16 protein-coding genes are annotated in these 19,717 nt (G+C 41.5%); all 16 read right to left on the reverse strand.

Translation table 11 applies throughout. From position 1 onward, the window contains the following. Positions 1 to 15: 15 nt before the first annotated feature. Positions 16 to 3,132, reverse strand: coding sequence for an MMPL family transporter (locus EV579_RS00910; protein ID WP_044330517.1), 3,117 nt, complete (start codon positions 3,130 to 3,132; stop codon positions 16 to 18). A 311-nt stretch (positions 3,133 to 3,443) separates the two neighbouring features. Next, positions 3,444 to 4,673, reverse strand: coding sequence for a bacillibactin exporter BcbE (gene bcbE / locus EV579_RS00915; protein WP_029706511.1), 1,230 nt, complete (start codon positions 4,671 to 4,673; stop codon positions 3,444 to 3,446). Positions 4,674 to 4,775: 102 nt separating this feature from the next. Beyond that, complete coding sequence (locus tag EV579_RS00920; protein WP_024424122.1) at positions 4,776 to 5,501, reverse strand: GntR family transcriptional regulator; 726 nt, start codon at positions 5,499 to 5,501, stop codon at positions 4,776 to 4,778. A gap of 164 nt (positions 5,502 to 5,665) precedes the next feature. Beyond that, a complete protein-coding gene (locus tag EV579_RS00925) occupies positions 5,666 to 8,038 on the reverse strand; it encodes an FtsK/SpoIIIE family DNA translocase (protein ID WP_133743803.1) in 2,373 nt (790 codons plus the stop codon). A 110-nt stretch (positions 8,039 to 8,148) separates the two neighbouring features. Further along, positions 8,149 to 8,385, reverse strand: coding sequence for a YlzJ-like family protein (locus EV579_RS00930; protein WP_008344712.1), 237 nt, complete (start codon positions 8,383 to 8,385; stop codon positions 8,149 to 8,151). After that, on the reverse strand, positions 8,382 to 9,110 hold the full coding sequence (locus tag EV579_RS00935; RefSeq protein WP_024424124.1) for a ClpP family protease: 729 nt from the start codon (positions 9,108 to 9,110) through the stop codon (positions 8,382 to 8,384). Before EV579_RS00935 ends, EV579_RS00930 begins: the two co-directional genes overlap by 4 nt. 119 nt (positions 9,111 to 9,229) lie before the next feature. After that, positions 9,230 to 10,897 carry a ribonuclease J2 gene (gene rnjB, locus EV579_RS00940; protein WP_012010007.1) on the reverse strand — a complete coding sequence of 556 codons (1,668 nt, stop codon included), beginning with the start codon at positions 10,895 to 10,897 and terminating at the stop codon, positions 9,230 to 9,232. A gap of 171 nt (positions 10,898 to 11,068) precedes the next feature. After that, complete coding sequence (gene dapA / locus EV579_RS00945; protein WP_024427012.1) at positions 11,069 to 11,935, reverse strand: 4-hydroxy-tetrahydrodipicolinate synthase; 867 nt, start codon at positions 11,933 to 11,935, stop codon at positions 11,069 to 11,071. Between the two features lie 30 nt (positions 11,936 to 11,965). Beyond that, on the reverse strand, positions 11,966 to 13,180 hold the full coding sequence (dapG, locus tag EV579_RS00950; protein WP_024424126.1) for an aspartate kinase: 1,215 nt from the start codon (positions 13,178 to 13,180) through the stop codon (positions 11,966 to 11,968). A gap of 92 nt (positions 13,181 to 13,272) precedes the next feature. Continuing rightward, positions 13,273 to 14,292, reverse strand: a complete 1,020-nt coding sequence (asd, locus tag EV579_RS00955; protein ID WP_024427010.1) for an aspartate-semialdehyde dehydrogenase — start codon at positions 14,290 to 14,292, stop codon at positions 13,273 to 13,275. 139 nt (positions 14,293 to 14,431) lie between these two features. Continuing rightward, positions 14,432 to 15,025, reverse strand: a complete 594-nt coding sequence (gene dpaB, locus EV579_RS00960; protein WP_024427009.1) for a dipicolinate synthase subunit B — start codon at positions 15,023 to 15,025, stop codon at positions 14,432 to 14,434. Then, positions 15,022 to 15,924, reverse strand: a complete 903-nt coding sequence (gene dpaA / locus EV579_RS00965) for a dipicolinic acid synthetase subunit A (protein WP_024424129.1) — start codon at positions 15,922 to 15,924, stop codon at positions 15,022 to 15,024. Before dpaA ends, dpaB begins: the two co-directional genes overlap by 4 nt. A 125-nt stretch (positions 15,925 to 16,049) precedes the next feature. Beyond that, a complete protein-coding gene (locus EV579_RS00970) occupies positions 16,050 to 16,319 on the reverse strand; it encodes a YlmC/YmxH family sporulation protein (protein WP_073205208.1) in 270 nt (89 codons plus the stop codon). Positions 16,320 to 16,390: 71 nt separating this feature from the next. Beyond that, on the reverse strand, positions 16,391 to 17,314 hold the full coding sequence (locus tag EV579_RS00975; protein ID WP_133743804.1) for an aminoglycoside phosphotransferase family protein: 924 nt from the start codon (positions 17,312 to 17,314) through the stop codon (positions 16,391 to 16,393). Between the two features lie 72 nt (positions 17,315 to 17,386). Next, entirely contained in the window at positions 17,387 to 18,616 is a 1,230-nt protein-coding gene (locus tag EV579_RS00980; protein ID WP_024424132.1) for a M16 family metallopeptidase, read from the reverse strand. A 33-nt stretch (positions 18,617 to 18,649) separates the two neighbouring features. Continuing rightward, positions 18,650 to 19,603, reverse strand: a complete 954-nt coding sequence (locus tag EV579_RS00985; protein ID WP_044330553.1) for a polysaccharide deacetylase family protein — start codon at positions 19,601 to 19,603, stop codon at positions 18,650 to 18,652. Positions 19,604 to 19,717: the final 114 nt, after the last annotated feature.

Genomic DNA, 19,717 nt, shown 5'->3' on the forward strand with positions numbered 1-19,717 from the left:
CAGAGACGCCAGTCGTTATTTCATTCTAAACGGCCACCAATTCCATTTACCAAAAATACGAACCATGACCGGAATAAAGAGGGGCAATACAACAAAAGCATATAATAAAAGTCCAATGAGTACGACTGTTGCAATTTCAACAAGCGATAATACTCCTGATGGCAGCATAGCAGCGAACGTACCTGCTAAAATGGCCACTGCAGAAATAATAACAGAACCCATATTTCTCATCGCTGATATCATCGATGCTTGTACATGCTCTCCCTTCCATTCATTAAAACGATCCATGAGGAAGATGGAATAATCGATCCCGAGCGTCACAAGAATGACAAAGCTGAAAAATGGGACAGCCCAGCTGACACCATCGTAGCCAAAAAATGTTTTAAAGATCCATTCTGTTAACCCGATTGATGTAAAGTACGTTAAAATCAGTGAAAGTGTTAAGTATATCGGCATGACGATTGACCGTAATAAAATAATTAAAATAATAAAAATACCAATTAACATGAAGATAACAGTTCGAATAAAGTCACCGTCAGACGTTTCTTTTAAGTCCACATTTAAGCTTGAGATACCAGATACACCGTATTTGGCATTTTTGAGTCCACTTACAGGTAAATATTGATCAAGGGTTTCCTCAATTTTCGCGACACCTTTCATCGCTTCATTGCTGTATGGATTCACATTTAAGATGACTTCAAAAGTCGTTAATTTACGATCTGGAGACATATACGTATGAAAGATTTGCTTAAATTCTTGGCGTTTCAGCACTTCTTCTGGAATAAACCAGCCCGTTATTTCTTCATCTGGCGCTTGCTGAAGCTGCTTTAAGTAGCCGTCAGCCTCGGTGAAGCCGCTTTTGACCTGCTCAAGCCCTTCAATACTTTCACCTAATCCATCTGTTAACAATGTAAGTTTTGATGAAAGCTGGCTAAATCCTTTTTTGATGGCTTTTTGGCCGTCTGTCAGCTGATCTGCACCATCTTCGATTTTAGGCATTTCTTTAATCAATTGTTTTTGGCCCTCATTTGTTTGGTCAAGGCCGTCATAAATTTGATCAAGCCCATCCATGAGCGCTTGCACTTGGCGTCTTACTTCTTTTTGCTTGCTTGATAAGGTTTGAATCACTTGATCTGCCTGCTTGATCTTTTGCTTAAAGTGAGCGGCTTCCTCTTCATATACACTCATTTGATCCCCTGCTTGATCAAGCATTCCTTTTGTTTCTTTGAATACCTTCTTGATTTCTTTATATTCATCCATGTCTTTTACTTCTGGAAGACGATTTTCTAGTGCTTCAAATGATAGATTTTCATAGGATGCCCTTACTTTCTTAATGGTTGTCATCAGCTGCTGATTCGATTTCGCATGGCGTTCAAGTGTATTCACCACTCGCTCTAGCTCTTGAAGCATCGTTTCGCTGCTGCGATATTCTTGCTCTAATTCTTTTTTCGCTTTTTTGATTTTACTTCGAATGGTGCCGACGCCTTCCTTACTGCGTCTCACTCCATCTTCTAAAGAGATTAAGGATTCCCTAACTTCTCCGATACCGCTTTTGATTGCTTTTGTTCCATCAATCAGCTGGTCAATGCCTTGAGCGGATTCTTCAATTTTTGGTTTTTGTTTGAGAAGAGCGAGATTTGTTTCGGTCAAGCCATCTGAAATTTTCCCGATTCCTTCATGGCCTTTGCCGAGTTCTCCTCCAAGCTCTTTCGCTTGAGATGTGACATAAAGCTGGCTCAGCCCGTCCCCAACAGGCCGCGTGACACTGCGGACTGTTTTGACTTCGTCAATGTCATTTAATTTACGAGTCAGTTTTTCAATCATGACAATGTTTTCCTGATTATCCAGCTTATGATCATTTTCGACAAGCACATTCAGCGGCAGCGCTTCACCAAAGCCAAATTGCTCTGATATCGTATTAAATGCTGACACCGACTCATACTTATTCCCAATTTCATTTAAACTGTTATAAGATAGGGTGCCGTCGTACATCAGAATAGGAGGCACCGTAATAAGAGCGACTAACCCTAAGCTGATCAGCGGCCTTTTAAATGAAAAACGCCCAGCCCATTCCCACATTTTACTTTGCGGATGCCGAATGTTTTCTCTTTTAGATGGCCAGAATAGAGATTTTCCGAAAACAGACATAAAAAAGGGAACGATGGTGACAAGGGCAATCAGCAGAATGCCTACTCCAACGGCAACACTAACGGCTGATTGATACAATTGGAATTTAGCAAATCCAATACTTGAGAAGCCGACTAACACGGCTAAGCCGCTGAAAAATACCGTTTTCCCTGCACATTGATATGTGACGATAATCGACTCTTTGACATCACGGCCTTGCCCGATCTCCTCTTTAAAACGGCTTAACAGCAGGATGCAATAATCCGTTCCGATACCGAACATAATGGCTACCATAAAAATCTGAGTAAAATTAGATAGAGGAAATTGTGTATATTCTACGAGAAAAGCCACAATACACCGGCTGACAGCGTAAGAAATGCCTATCGTAATGAGCGGAACAACAGGTGCCAATATCGATCTGAAAACAATAATTAAAATAAAGAAAATAAAAATCATCGTGATAAGTTCAGTTTTCTTCAGACCTTGTTGAGAGCTTTGAATGACATCTGAATCCACAAACTTTTGACCCGTTATTTCATATGAGACATGATAGGGCTTTAAAACTTCCTCAATTTGTTCTTTAATCTTCACAGCTTTTGTTTCGTAGTGGTCGAATTTGAATGGAACAAGAAGTGTACTTTTATCCTTTGATAAAAGTTGTTTTTGAATGTCCGGATCTACATGAAAATACGAAGTAATTCCGTCAATGTGGAGTTCTGGGGCATTTGACATGAGTGCAGCTAAAGCCTTTTTTAATTCCTGCTCTTTCGCAGGGAACAGATGTTGTTCGGAGAATACAAGCACACCTGTATCTTTTTTCCCGTTCTTATCTGACAGCTTATCCAATAGGTGAAGTGCCTCAGCTGTTGGTGTCCCCTCCGGAACCTTTAATTGCCCTTTTTCTCTTGTTAATTCCTCTAAATCGGGCGCAGTAATAAACAGAATCACAGCTGTTATCATCCACACCACTAATACAATCCATCTTGCTTTAATTATTTGCAACATAGCTGCTTCAAGCTCCTTCTACTTCTTCAATCAATTTGCTGTATTTGAGCGTGTCTGAAGTGCTGACTGCGTCTCCTTCAAATGGCAGGATGACCTATTCAATTGTCCTTTCGTGTTGAAGAAGCATATCTCCATCATCAGCACGCGAGCTCAATTTCTGCCTAAAGAAAGACAGAAAATGAATGTTTTTGAACACCTCCAATTTGGGATAATTTAAAAGATATTACTATACATTAGTTTAACTATCAAAATTTTACATGTCAATTTATAAAAAAGAAAAAAGATGGCAAAATACCATCTTTTTTCTATATTTAAACCGTTTTTAATTGTTCACTCTCATCCTCTTCATCTGGCTGGATGAAAAAGAGGACCAAAAATAGTGAAATGAGACTGCAAATGGTCGAGAGAATAAATACAATGGAGTCCCCTTTATCCATTAGATAGGCAAAAATCGGAGGTCCTAAAGCAACACCGATAAAACGCATACTGCTATAAAATGACGTAATGGTACCGCACTGCTCTTTTTCAATTCCTTCTGTAATCAGCGCATCAAGTGCAGGCAGCACAATACCGATGCCCACTCCGCCAATGCTTAAACAGATAAACAATACGAAAAAGCTGTGATTCCACCATAAAAAAATATAAGAAAGTGATAACAAAGCCATCCCTACGATTAAAAAGATTCTCATTTTTCCTTTTTCTTTTCCAATCGTTTTTCCAGCAATGTAGGAACTGATTGATAGAAAAAGGAGCGGAATACTCAGCAGGAGTCCTTTTTTAACGCCTTTTATTTGATAAGCTGCCTCGAGGTTATCGGATAAGTAAAAAAGCACACCAAAAAGAAGAAACATAATAAAACCGCCAATAGCAAAAATGGCATAAAGCCAGCGTCCCTCATGCTTAAAAATGGTCTTTGTTGATTTTAAAAATTCTTTAAATGTAGGCGGGTCCTCCTCTTTTTTCGCCGACTCTACCATGAACAGTACCATGAGAAAGCTGATGATCGAAAAGAACGGAATGAACCAAAACGGCACAAACCAAAACCATGAAGCAAGAAGTGCCCCAATAATAGGGCTTAGTACCTTACCTGCTGTATTAGAGGTTTCAATGGCGCCAAGTCCGGCACTGACCTCTTCATCATCATGAAACAAATCTCCAATAAACGGCATAACGACAGGTGCGGCTCCAGCTGAACCAATCCCTTGAAGGACCCTGCCAAATAGAATCCACATATAAGGTTCTTTCATGATCGTTGAGGCGACTGCTGCCACAGCTCCTCCAAGTCCAGCGATTAAAAGACACGGCAGCAGTACCTTTTTCCGCCCAATCCGGTCTGATAAGTAACCGGCGATTGGAATACATAAGATGGCTACAACCGAATATACCGTAATAATGAGAGAGACTTGAAAGGAAGTAATCGAGAGTTTCTTTTCTATCTCTGGCAATACTGGTATTAACATCGAGTTCCCTAGTGTCATGATTAGAGGCACTGATGATAATGCAATGATATTCTTTTTACTGACTGTTTTCTCGCCCAACATCATTCACCCAATTCTATATACTGTTACGTATTAGTGTGGCAAGTTTGACAAGTATTATGTATGGGCGAACAAAAAGCAGCCGCCTATGGAAGCGACTGCTTATTAAAATCGTTTGCGTATGACATGAAAGCTGAATTTATCCGCTCGAAAATAATTGAGGGAGTATAAGACCGGCTGATCATCCTGATCATAGTGCATTTGTTTCAGTAATAATAACGCCGTTTCAGGGTCACAATCTAGAATCGGTGAGACCTGATCGTGGTAGCCAATTGGTTCAATATCAGCAACTGCATATTTAATCCCGCTGTGCGGTTCTCTTCCAAACAGCTCAAAAAGAGACTCTTCTTCATGTGTAAAAGAAGCGGGAAGATGTTTGACCGGAATTTTATCTAAACAATAAACAACTGGCTGCCCATCTGCCGTTCGAACGCGTTCCATTGAAAAAATCCCATCAGATTTATCACACTGAAAACGAATGACATCATTCTCTGTTGGCTCCCCTTCTTGCGAGGATAAAAAGATGGTGCCAGGCGTCATATTGACCTGCTCAATCATTTTCGTAACACTTGTCAGCTGTTCTATGCCTGTCGAAAAAAGCGGTCTTGAATTGACGAAAGTCCCTACCCCATGCCTTCTAATTAAATACTTCTCTTCTTCTAATATACGAAGGGCCTCACGCAGTGTCGCTCTGCTCACACCTAAAAGTTTTGAGAGCTCAAACTCAGAAGGCAGTTTTTCTTTTTCAGCATATACACCTGTTTGAATATCTTCTTTAATACGGTCAATCACTTTCAAATATAAATGGCGATTGTCTGTTTTGGTCGACATGTTTTCCCTCCGTCTAATCAATGCAAATGATAAGATGAGAAATCTCTATTCCGAGATAAGTTGAACATAACTATATCATGTTTTTGCAAATAAATAAATAGTCTGACATCCAGTTAACATAATCATACTATTGTTTACTGTTTTTCAGGAAAGCTCTCTTCAATTTATGAAGAGAGCTCGTCATATTGTTCTTTTGAGAGCAGAACTTCTCTCGGTTTACTTCCTTCATACGGGCCTACAACGCCTCGCTCTTCCATTGCGTCAATGAGACGTGCCGCCCGGGTATAACCGATGCGAAATCTTCTTTGCAGCATAGAAACAGAAGCCGTCTGCATACCGATGATCAATTCTACTGCTTCATCATATAGATCATCTTCCACAGCCGCAAGCTGATCCTGCGTTTCTTCGCTCGGAATCATTTCCTCTTGGTATTGTGCTTTTTGCTGTGTGATCACGTGATCCACAACATGTTCCACTTCTTCATCTGATAAAAAGGCGCCTTGCACACGAACCGGCTTGTTTGCACCAACAGGCAAAAACAGCATGTCCCCTCTGCCCAGCAGCTTTTCTGCGCCTCCCATATCAAGGATCGTCCTTGAATCGGTTTGAGAGGATACGCTAAAGGCAATACGGGACGGGATGTTGGCTTTAATGACACCTGTAATGACATCGACAGAAGGTCTTTGTGTGGCGATAATCAAATGAATTCCCGCAGCACGAGCCATTTGAGAAAGTCGTGTAATGGAATCTTCCACATCAGAGGAAGCGACCATCATTAAATCTGCAAGCTCGTCTACAATGACAACAATATAAGGAAGCTCTGGCTGTTTAGCATCTTCTGTTTGATTCATCCGTTTAATGTAATCATTGTATCCTTCAATATTTCTTGTCCCCGTATGCGAAAACAATTCATAGCGGCGTTCCATTTCGCTGACTACTTTTTTAAGGGCCTGCGAGGCTTTCTTAGGGTCTGTTACGACAGGAGCCAAAAGATGCGGAATGCCGTTATACACATTTAATTCAACCATTTTCGGATCAATCATCATCATTTTCACTTCATGAGGCTTCGCTCTCATGAGAATGCTTGTAATAATACCATTGATACACACACTTTTTCCGCTTCCAGTCGAACCTGCTACAAGCAAATGCGGCATTTTGTTCATTTCAGCAAGCACAGCTTCACCCGAGATATTACGGCCGAGTCCAATGAGGAGCTTAGCATTTGGACGGTCATTTTGCTTCGATTCTAATACCTCTTTTAATGAAACCATAGCAATTTCTGCATTCGGAACTTCGATGCCGATGGCTGATTTACCAGGAATCGGCGCCTCAATACGAATGTCCTTTGCTGCAAGGGCAAGGGCTAAATCATCACTTAGATTGACGATCTTACTGACCTTCACGCCGACATCTGGATATACTTCATATTTGGTCACAGCTGGACCTAAATGAACCTGTGTGACTTTTGCTTTCACACCAAAGCTTTGGAATGTTTTTTCAAGTTTTCTGGCATTTTCATAAATATTTTTCTTATCTGTTTGCTGACCTGAATGCTGAGGCTCTGCCAAAATATCAAGTGACGGCAATTCATAATCTTTGTTTTCAAGTTCTGTAAATGTCATCGGAGGCGCCTCTTTTGGTTCATCGGCTGTATCTGATTGAACTGGTGCACTTTGCACAGAGTCCTGAAGAGGCGCTGTCTCTTTTGCCGCCTGCTTTTTTTGAACCGTCGGGGTGAGAATGTCATCTCTGTCTGCAAAGCTTGAAATAATCGGCTGGCTATTATCAGAAGACGGCGTTTCCTCTTCGATCAAGATCAGATCATCCTCGTCTTCTTCTTGAATGCGTGAACGTTTTTTCTTTTCACCTGTTTTCTGAGAGGACGCGCTCTTTTTGGCCTGCCTGATTCCTTTCATATCTTCAACAAACGCTTTCCACTGCTTCACCATAAATTGTGATACAGGAATCGTCACTTTTTTTACCATTTCCTGAAGAGATCGGTTTGTAATCAGGACGATTCCAATCAGCATCAAAACAATTGCCATGATTTGCGAGCCTGCTTGCGCAAATAAGAAATAAGAAGCAGCAAACAAGACGGCGCCGATCATGCCGCCCCCTAAATCAGGCGATCCTGTTTCACCTTTCATATCCATCAAGAAAAGCTCAAATGTATTTCTAATCACACTTTGAGAGCCAATGACGCCAGCAGATGAAAGATGCTGAAAGAGCTTCACATGTGACAAAAGCAAGATGCTCGCAATGATGCAGTAGAGACCTGCTTTTCTTCTTGTCAAAATATCTGGGATTTGTTTTTTCCAGAAAATCGTCACACCAAAAAGAAATAATCCGATAAGGCAGAGAATGAACCATTCACCTGCAAAGAATCGGAATAGATGTACAAAGGTTTGTCCAACAACGCCCAGCTGTAAAATGGCAATGATCGCTATGGCAATACAGACTAACCCATTTAATTCATATTTCAGTTTTAGCTGTTTATTTTGTTTTTTTCTCGTTTTCCGTTTTCTCTTTTTAGCCATACTCATCACCTTACTACGAAAGAAAATATAACCTACCGAAAGATCAGAAAGAAAGCAGCCTGGTTTTGGCTGCATCTTGTTGTAAGTTTTCCCTTTATTATAGCATAGAATCATTCATATGAGTCGGTTTGATTGGTGCCTAAATGTAACTTCAATCGCTTGCCTGGTGCAAGCTCTTGATTGAGAAAATCCATTGGATTGGTGCTCATGACTTGAACGATTTCTGCTTCATCTTCTTTCATTTCAACCATCACTGGCACACCTTGAATATTTACCTGCTGGAGTTTGCGTTCTCCTTGTTCCTCAGCGTAAATGGCTTCATATGGCATAGGCGTATATAAAATCATTGGATCAGCCCCTCGTTTTGAGATGCCCTGTCTCCGATAAGTTCGTTCAACTTTTTAATCGCTTGTCCTACACCGCCCACTTCATTCATGAGTCCGTATTCTGCTGCCTCATGACCAACGACATTTGTTCCGATGTCTCTCGTCAAATTGCCTTTTGAGAACATGAGCTCTTTAAACTTCTCTTCTGTAATGTTGGAGTGGCTTGTGACAAAATTAATGACTCTTTCCTGCATTTTATCTAAGTATTCGAAGGTTTGCGGAACGCCAATCACAAGACCTGTTAAACGCACAGGATGAATGGTCATCGTAGCTGTTTCTGCAATATACGAATAGTCACACGATACAGCAATCGGGACCCCTATCGAGTGGCCGCCGCCAAGCACAATCGAGACAGTTGGCTTTGATAAAGAAGCAAGCATTTCTGCAATCGCAAGTCCCGCTTCAACATCTCCCCCTACTGTATTTAAGATGATCAGAAGACCTTCTATTTTAGGGTTTTGTTCAACGGCTACGATTTGTGGAATGACATGTTCGTATTTGGTTGTTTTATTTTGCGGTGGAAGCTGCATATGGCCTTCAATTTGTCCAATAATGGTGAGGCAATGGATATTTGTATCTTGCGGCAGCTGCGGAACGGCTGTTTCACCAAGCTGCTGTATTTTGCTCATAATGCTGTCTTTTTCTTCTGGCTTTCGCTCAGGCTGCTGTTCATTCTTTTCGTCCATTTGTCTCCATCCTTTCCTCAAACTCTTCTCCTATTATGAACAAATAGGGCATATTCCATCCGCATTCCTCATGCTACATCAAAAAAGCCCAAAGAGCTTATACTCTTTGGGCTTTATCATCACACTTCCATAATAATTGGAATGATCATCGGCTTACGTTTTGTTTTTTCATAAAGGAATTGATTTAGCACATCGCGCATGGATTGTTTCAATGTTGACCATTCAACAATTGAGTTTTCCGTTTGCTCTTTGACAATCCCTTTGACCATTTCTGTTGCTTTCACAATCAGCTCTTCGGATTCTCTTACATAGACAAATCCTCTTGTGATGATTTCAGGTCCAGAAATTAATTGTTTCTTTTGTTTATCGAGCGTAATGACAACAATCAAGATGCCGTCTTGAGACAATAGACGTCTATCGCGTAACACGATGTTTCCGATATCACCAACGCCAAGACCATCGATCAAAATGTTTCCTTGGTGAACTTTTTCACCAATTTTGACATTCTGTCCTCTAAACTCAACAACATCGCCTTTATCAATCAAGAAAATGTCACTGCGTTTCATGCCTACTTCTTCAGCAATACGAGAATGTGCTTTTTGCATACGATATTCGCCATTCACCGGAATTAAATACTTCGGTTTTAGTAAGTTGAGCATTAGCTTTAACTCTTCTTGGCAGCCATGTCCAGATACATGAACACGTTTTTGCGCAAAAATGACTTGTGCTCCGCTTCTTGTAAGGAAATCCACTGTTTTAGAGTATGTGAGTTCTTGTCCAGGAAGAGGTGTAGATGCAATCACAACTGTATCATCTTTTTCAATATGAAGCTGTTTGTGATTTTGCTTCGCCATTTTTGTTAAAGCAGCAAGCGGCTCTCCGTGGCTTCCAGCGGTCAGGATAACCACGTCGTTTTTCGCCATTTTCTTCACTTCTTGAACGGGTACAAATAATTCTTCGTCTGCTGTAACATAACCAAGCTTGATCGCCAGCTGAAGGGTTGTCATCATATTTTTCCCTGCAACGGCAAGCTTACGGCCATTTTGATTTGTTGCATTAATGATTTGCTGCACGCGGTTAATATTAGATGAAGACACAGCAACGATCACACGATTTTCAGCATTGTACATCGCATTTGAGATTTCGTCTTGGACGAGCGCCTCAGAAGGTGTATAGCCTGGTTTTTCAGCATTTGCACTGTCTGAAAGTAGTGCTAAAACGCCGTTGTTTCCAATTTTCGCAATCTCTCCGATGTCACAGGCTTGGTTAAGCGCTGGGGTTTGATCAAATTTAAAATCACCTGTGCATACGATTGAACCAAGAGAGGTTTTGAAGCTGATCCCAACTGAATCAGGAATGCTGTGATTCGTTCTAAAGAACGATACTTTTGTTGTTTCAAAAGTAATAACTGATTTTGCATGTACCTCACGCAAATCAGCTTTTTGATTGAAGCCATACTGCTTTAATTTTTCTCGAAGTAACGCAAGGGTCAGCTTCGTTCCGTAGACTGGTACAGACAATTTGCTCAAGCAATGGAATACGCCTCCGATTGCTTCATCATGTCCGTGGGTAAGAAAAATTGCTTTCACCCGATCAGCACGCTCTGTTAAATAAGAGATATCAGGAATGACGACGTCAATGCCCAGCATTTCATTTTCTGGATGCATTAAACCTGCATCTACTACATATATGTCCGAATCAATCTCAATGACATATAGGTTTTTTCCGATTTCTCCAACGCCTCCGAGTGCAATAATTCTTACGTTCTCTGTATTTTTCTTTTTCAAAATTCTTATCCTCCTAGTCTCAAGCCCGTCCATCATCGCTTAATGCTATTATAACTGAATCTAATTTTAGAAAACAAGATGAAGTCACATTTTAAGAAAGTGTTTATGTATAAAAAACGGTCATACTCAGGGACATCTGAGAATGACCGCTTACGAAATCTTTTGTTTTGATCAGCTGTTTAAAACGCTGCTTAAATCCAGTCTCTCTTCTTCTGACAAAGGCAAAAGCGGAAGACGAACAGATCCGACGTCTAGTCCTTTCAGCTGAAGGGCTGTTTTGACAGGCGTTGGATTTGGTGCTGAGAAAAGCTGTTTCATGATTGGAAGCAGCTTTTGGTGGATCAATGCTGCATTCGCTGTTTGGCCTGAAGCATAGCTTTTCAGCATTTGCTGCATATCCAGCCCTACGATATGAGACGCAACAGAGACAACTCCTTTTGCACCAACAGATACAGCCGGAAGTGTTAAGCTGTCGTCCCCTGAATATACGTCGAAATCTTCTGGCGTCTCTGCAATGATTTTTGTCATAGCATCAAGATCGCCGCTTGCTTCTTTAATGGCAACAATGTTAGGTATTTGCGCAAGCTTAATCGTTGTTTCTGGTGCTAATGAAGCTGCCGTTCTTCCTGGTACATTGTAAAGCATGACAGGAAGAGATGTAGACTCGGCAATGGCTTTAAAGTGTGCATACATGCCTTCCTGTGATGGCTTGTTGTAATAAGGTACGACAAGCATCACTGCATCAACGCCCGCTTCTTCTGCTTTTTTTGTTAGTTTAATAGACGCATTTGTATTATTACTGCCTGTTCCTGCAATGATTTTACAACGACCATTTGCTAATTTGACCGATTGCTGAAAAAGAGCGACTTTTTCTTCATTCGATAAAGTTGGCGATTCGCCTGTTGTCCCTGCAACGACTAAGGAGTCACTGCCGTTTTTTAACAAGTAATCAATGAGAATTGATAGCTTTTGGAAATCGATGTTGCCCTTTTTATCAAAAGGTGTAATCATAGCTGTTGCGATATTTCCGAAATTCATTTTTTTCACCTCATCATGATTCAATCACATTTATCTTGAAAGTTCAAACACTTCATGCAGGGCATTGACAGCCGCTCTCATGTTTTCTTCGTTCACTAACACCCAAATGGTCGTATGACTGTCAGCCGATTGTAAAATCGGAATGTTTTGCTCGGATAGAGCTGTTACAATTTTAGATGTGACACCTGGTACACCCATAATGCCTGCGCCAACAGCTGATACTTTCGCACAATTTGTTGTCACAATTGGTGTATAGCCAAGATCTTTTAGGATCGACGTTGCCTTTTCAGTCATTGCACCTGTCACTGTATACACAATTTCACTCGGTGTGATGTTGAAGAAGTCGACACTGATTTGTGCGTTTGCCATTGCTTTGAAGACCTCTGTTTGTACGCTGTACTGACCTTCTTTTGCAGGGACTTTGATTTGTGTCACATCATTGACATGTGCAATACCCGTAATGAGGCGGTCATACACATCATGGCTCATTTTATCTGAGTAGTGTGATGTAACGAGTGTGCCCTCATCATCAGAGTATGTTGATCGGACCCTCATTGGTACTTTTGCCTGCATCGCAATTTCGACAGCTCGCGGGTGAATGACTTTTGCCCCTTGATATGCAAGGTTGCAAATTTCCGTATATGTCACGACTCTCAGCGGTTTTGCATTTTCAACAATGCGGGGATCTGCTGTCATAACGCCTTCTACATCTGTAAAAATATCAATAAAGTCTGCCTGCAATGCAGCGCCTAAAGCAGCAGCGGACGTATCACTGCCACCTCGTCCGATTGTTGTCACGTCTCCATTTTTCGCGGCTCCCTGGAACCCAGCGACAACGACCACATCATGTTCAGACAGTGCTGCCTCCAGACGTTCGCACTTCATGTCAATAATTTTCGCACTTGTATGCTCCTTATCTGTCACAAAGCCCGCCTGAGCTCCAGTCATCGCTACAGCCTTTAGACCGTTTTCATTCAGCATACTTGAAAACACAACAGCTGAGATATTCTCTCCGCAGGAAACAAGCAAGTCTTTTTCTCGATTTGTCATGTTCTGCGCGCTGCCGTAAAGCAGACCAAGCAGCGTATCTGTCGCATAGGGATCGCCTTTTCGTCCCATTGCAGAAACGACAACAACCGACTTATAGCCTTTCTCTTTTGCAGATAAGATATGTGCAAGTGCCCTTTTTCTACCTTGATCATCTTTGACAGATGTACCGCCAAATTTTTGGACAATTATTTTCACTGTTTTCACTCCAAGTTCATTCTGACGTAACAGAAGAGAGCAGGCGAAAGATGCCTAACTCTCTTCTGTTCGTCCTCATCATCCATTGAATGTTAAACTAATTTTAATGCTTTTAAGCTTTCTGCAATTTGAACTGAGTTCCATGCAGCGCCTTTAAGCAGGTTATCAGATACAATCCACATATGGAAACCGTTTGGACGGTCCAAATCTTTCCGAATGCGGCCGACAAATACGTCGTTTTTCCCAACAGCATCTGCAGGCATTGGATAAATTTGCTGAGACGGATCATCTTGCAGCGTAATTCCTGGTGCATCTTTTAAAATTGATTTGAGGTCTTCCACTGTTGCATCATTTGATTCTAGTTCGACGTAGACAGATTCTGAATGACCTGTTTCAATTGGAAGCCTTACGCATGTTGCCGCTACTTCCAGCTCAGGCATATGCATGATTTTTTTCGTTTCATTGATCATTTTCATTTCTTCGAATGTATAACCGTTGTCTTGGAATTTATCAATTTGCGGGATCGCATTAAATGCAATTTGATAAGGCATGACTTCTGGTGTTACATCCTCTTTATTTAAAATGGCTTGTGATTGGCTGTATAGTTCGTCAATGGCTTCATGTCCCGCACCTGATACTGCTTGATACGTAGAGACAATGACTTTTTTCATTCCATATGCCTGACGAAGCGGTTCTAATGCCGCTACCATTTGAATCGTTGAACAGTTAGGGTTTGCAATGATCCCTTGATGATCATGCAAATCTTTTTCGTTTACCTCTGGTACGACAAGAGGGATGTTTTCGTCCATACGAAAAGCACTTGTGTTGTCAACAACAATCGCACCTCGTTTGACTGCTTCAGGAGCCAGCGCTTTAGAAACATTTCCTCCAGCACTGAATAATGCGATGTTCACTCCTTCAAAGCTTTCAGGTGTTGCTTCCTGAACAGTGTACTCTTGACCTCTGAATGTCACTTTTGTTCCAGCAGAACGTTTTGAGGATAGTAGAGTAAGTGTATCCATTTCAAAATCTCTGTCAGCTAGTGTTTTTAACATTTGTTGACCGACAGCTCCAGTCGCTCCAACTACAGCTACATGCAATCCTCTTCCCATCAGTAAAACTCCTTCCGACCCATCCATGATTCTTTTCTTTCGGATGGCCATCCTATGACTTTTTACATTTTATTTTACCATAGAAAAGCAAGGCTTGAAGCATCTTTTTTGAATCTTTCATGATTTTCTAGTGAATCTATTATTCGTTTGGTCCAATTAAAATTGGCTGAATTTGTCTATGCTGGAGTGCCTCTTCTACTGTTTGAGATAGCAGATCCATGTTCGCGACCATCGAGGTCGGTTTTTTGAATGGATCATCCTGACCAAACGGAATAAAGAAAATATTTTTTGTTGACATGAGCCTCATCAGATTTGTACCATTTAAACCTAACGCATCATTTGTTGAGATACCTAAAACGACAGGTCGATGATTCCGTATGGTTGCTTTAGCAGCCATTAAAACAGGACTGTCTGTCATGGCATTTGCAAATTTCGCCATCGAGTTACCAGTTAGAGGAGCAATGACCATACAATCAAGCGGCAGCTTAGGTCCGAGCGGCTCTGCTTTCACGATTGAGTCAATCGCTTGAAATCCAGTCAGCTTCTCAATCCGCTCGATCCACTCGGCTCCATCTCCAAATCTCGTATTCGTGCTCTGCACCGTGTACGACACCACTGGACGCACCTCTGCCCCTTCTTTTACAAGCGCTTCGATTTGCGGAAAAACAGCTTCATACGTACAGTGGGAACCTGTTAAACCAAAGCCGATTCTTTTCCCTTTTAATGTTGTCATGATTCCATCCCCCTTTTTTCCTCCGCAAGTTCACATAAAAGCCCGGAAAGCACTTTTGCAATGATTTGTCCTGCTGTTTTTGGTGCAACAATCCCCGGGAGTCCTGGTGCAAGAAGTGCCTTCACTCCGTGCTTTTGTGCAAAGTCAAAGTCTGTTCCGCCTGGGCGTGAGGCGATATCCAAAATGAGTGTCTTTGGTGTCATGCTGACGATGACAGATGAATCTAATACAAGACTTGGAATGGTATTGATGATAATATCAACATCCGTTACTTCCTCTTTTAACTGGTCCATTGAAAATGGATTAAGCCCCATCTCAAATGCCCGCGCTAAATGTGCTGTGTCTGCCGCCCCTACTTTTACATCTGCCCCTAGTGCCCGAAATGTGCGGGCAATGGTGAGTCCTGTTCTTCCAAGTCCGAGAACAGCGACATGAGACCCGTGAATCGTATAGTCCGTTTGCTGAATGGCCATCATGATAATTCCTTCAACTGTTGGAATAGAGTTATATATGGCAATATCATCTCGCTCAAACAGCTTCACAAGCTTCCGATTCACCTGCTTTGCCAGATTGTCTAAGTACGTATTTGAAATACCTGAGTACAAGATACAATGGGCAGGGGTTCTTTCTAAATATTTAGCTTCCAGCAAGACCTGCTCGTTTGAAAAAACGGTAGCAACAGCACCTTCATCCGTTGTCCCAGATACTGGCAGGATCATACTGTCTACTTGTTCGAATGGAAGTTCAGACATTTTCAGCTTTTCAGCACCGATAAATCCATGATCCAGCTGGTCAAATCCAACCAAAAATACTTTGGCATGCTGCTGTGACAACTTGCGAATAATTTCAAGCTGCCTTGCATCTCCCCCGATCACCGCAACCGTTAAACCGCTCAACATACTGACCGTTCACCTTCTTTATTTAAAAAAGTCTGTAATATTTTCTGAATCTCCCTTTCAGCATATGAGGAGAGGATTCAGCCTGTGAACGAATCAGAGAGAGAAAAGAAAAAGAGCACCCATTATTATGGGTGCTCTTTTTCTCCGTGCGGCTGAAGTTCTTCAGGCACATCGAGAATGATCATATCTGATCCTATTTTTTGAATGTGATTCCACGGGACGCGGATGTCATTTCCTTGTTTTCGAAAGCCAAACCACTTCACGGAAGGTATAATGAGTGCTGTAATTTGACCGTCCTGTTCATTGATTTCAAGGTCGGTTTGTCCAAGCACGCCAAGCCGCTCCGCTCTTTTAATATCGACGATCTCTTTTCCTGACAGTTCACTCAGCCTCAAAATCGCATCACTTCCCTTCCGTATCATATATGCAGCAAAAGAAAGAAATAGACCGTCCTGCTCTTTTCAAGTTATGTATGATGTGAGTTGGTATACCAAACAGGCTTAAGTTGATGAAAGCAATTATGATCTTTTAGCATTCTCTCCACTCGTTTCACCATGCCTTTTACATGTCCCGGATCATAGGAAAGCGTCCAGATGATAGATGAAAAGCAACTCATTGCTGTATAGATGGAAAAAAGAAGCCAAAAATCGTTTGTGGACTGCGTACTCACGTATTGATCCAGTTGTCCAGCTGAGAACGGAATGCTGCTTTCTCGACTAAATAAGGACAATTTATAAAAGTCATGAACCGGGTCGCCCCAGTCGGATTGATCGAAATCAATCACACCGGCATATTGATTACCTTGTATGATAATATTCCCTAAATGAAAATCATCATGCTGGAACTGGTTAGGCCTCTCTTTTACCGCATCAACATTCGACTTGATAAAATCTAATACAAACTGATCATTGGAAAACGTCACGCCACTTGATTGATAGGCATGTACATACCGTTCATGTTTTGCCATGACTTTCTCATCCCACGGACGAACATGAGAAGGTGCACGGCATGTATGCATCAAACTTAGCTCTCTGGCTGCCCGCCTCCCGATTTCATACTGCTCTTCATTTGTAAGTAGATGGATGGAGTCTCTAGCATTCTCGCCTTCGATAAAGGAGAAAATACGATAGGTACAGTTTAGTTCAGCACTCATTCCAATCTCAATCACTTCAGAACAAAGAATCCCTCGATCTTTTAACTTCCGCTGAAATGATGCTTTTCTTTTAAAGCGCGAATACGTTTGAATGTCTGATAACTTAAGCACCAGCTTTTCACTAGATGATATTGTAACCAAAAAGGTACGATCTCCCGAAAAACCAGATGTCATGGCTTGGAAGGAAATAGCTTGTGTCAGAAGTGGAGAGAGCTGTTTCAGCTTTTCATGTTCCATGAAAGCAGAACCCCTTTCTTCTTTACCTACAATAAAACGGCAGACTTTTTTGAGTCTGCCGTGTTGTTTACATTATGATGGCTGATCACCCGTCGGACTAATAAGCGAAAGCGCATAATCTTCTGTAAAGATGCGTTTAGATAAGTTATTCACGCCATCTAATGTGACGCTGTTGATTTCATCAATAATTTCATCGAGTGTCCGATGTTTGCCAAGGAGCAGTTCATTTTTACCGTTTCGGCTCATTTTGCTGTTTGTGCTTTCAAGGCTGAGCATAAGGTTGCCTTTCATTTGCTCCTTAGAGTTCTCTAGTTCTTTCTGCGTGATTCCCTCACGCTTTAAGACGTCTAATGTTTGTAAGATGGTCTCAGAGAGCAGGTTTAGCTGCTTCGCTCCAGTCCCGCCGTAAATCGTCAGCATTCCATTATCTGCAAATGAACTGTGATAGCTGAAGACGGAATAAGCAAGTCCTTTGTCCTCTCTTACATCTTGGAATAATCGGCTGCTCATGCTTCCGCCAAGAACATTATTTAAGACGATTAAGTCATAGATGCCCTTATCTCCAGCTGGAAGGCCATTAAAGCCCAGGCATAGGTGCGCTTGTTCCGTTTCCTTTTTGCGTGTGAGCTTGTCATAATGAAATGTTGGAGCTTCTACAGGCTGCTTCTTCCCTTTTCCTTCATAAGAACCGAACAGCTTTTCAACCTCACGAATAAAGGTCTCATCTACGTTCCCTGCAACAGAGATCACGACGCGGTCCGGCGTATAGAATTCATCCATATATTTTCTAAGTGAGTCTCCGTTAAAGGTAGAGAGTGTTTCCTCTGTTCCTAAAATCGGATATCCTAATGAATGATCACCATAAATGGCTTTGCTTAATAAATCATGAACGATGTCATCAGGAGTATCCTCATACATTTTAATTTCTTCGTACACCACATTTTTTTCTTTTTTCAGCTCTTCTTCATCAAAAGCTGAGTGAAAGAACATGTCGCTTAATACATCGAGGGCGTAGCCAGCATGTGAATCAAGTACCTTTGCATAGTAGCAAGTATATTCTTTTGATGTAAAGGCATTCACTTGACCACCAATGCGGTCAAAGGATTCTGCGATATCACGTGCAGATCTTGTCTTTGTCCCTTTAAAGAACATATGCTCTAAAAAGTGTGAGATCCCATTAATTTCAGGTGTCTCATGTCTAGAGCCTGTTCCAATCCAAACGCCAATTGCGACAGACCTTACAGTGGGATTGTTTTCGAGTACAATTCTTACTCCGTTTTGGCATGTATACGTTTTGACCAAGTTTTGCTCCTCCTATTCAACAAACAGATCGCATCACGGATGTCTTTTTTCACTTAGGAGGTCAGAAACCGTCCCTAATTCATATCCTCTTTCCTTGATTTGAGTGATAAGTGCGTCAAGACTTTTCGCTGTTGCATCTGTTGGATGCATTAATATCATCGCCCCATTGTGAATTTTCCCAAGCACCCGCTTTTGTAAAATAGCCGGGGATGGTTTTTGCCAGTCGATGGTGTCTACTGTCCACATAATGGTTTCCATGCCTTCTTGTTTGGCAAGCTTGACTGTTTCTTCTTTAAAGCTGCCGCTTGGAGGCGCAAACCATTTTGGTTTCTTCCCAAGGGATTCTTCAATTTGACGATTTGTTTTCGTTATCTGCTCTAATGCTCGTTCTCTTGTCAGTGTGCGCATATCTGGGTGATTGTATGAATGATTTCCAATTTCATGACCATCTGCCACGATTTTTTTAGCAAGCTCTGTGCTTTTTTTCACCCATTTGCCTTCTAAGAAAAAGGTCGCCTTGACTTGATGCTTTTCCAGCGTCTTTAACATGTTGATTAAATGCTCGTCACCCCAAGCTACGTTGATGAGGAATGCATTCATTTTTTTATCCGGATGTCCCTTATAAATGGGCTCTGCACCAAGCTCATGTAAATGAATAGATGGTTTTGTTTCATTAAAAACAAGCAGCTTTTCATCGAATGACCCCTGTTTCTTCATTTTTTCATAAGAGGCATCGATATCAACTGTCTGTCCATTTAAGCCAGGCATCTTTTTCCACACTTTATCAATCTTAGCATTTTGCGCCTTTACTTCATAGTCAGAAGACTTCGATTCAATTTCCTGATATAAAATATCTTTTGAAACAGATGCAACCTCGGCATGCTCTTTCATTGATTCAATATATGTAACAGCAGCCGGCTGCTTCATCGTTTGATATGACACGAGCAGTAAAAATACAAACACAATGAATGGTAACGTTTTTTTCAATGGTTGTCCCTCCCCTTTACCACAAATTATGACGGGGAGAAACAAGCTAGAACTATTGTTAGCGCAAGAAAAGAAAGAAGCCTGGCACGGATACCTGGCTTCTAACACATTTTA

Source organism: Bacillus sp. BK450, assembly GCF_004364885.1.
In the GTDB taxonomy this organism is placed as follows: Bacteria; Bacillota; Bacilli; order Bacillales; family Bacillaceae; genus Bacillus; species Bacillus safensis.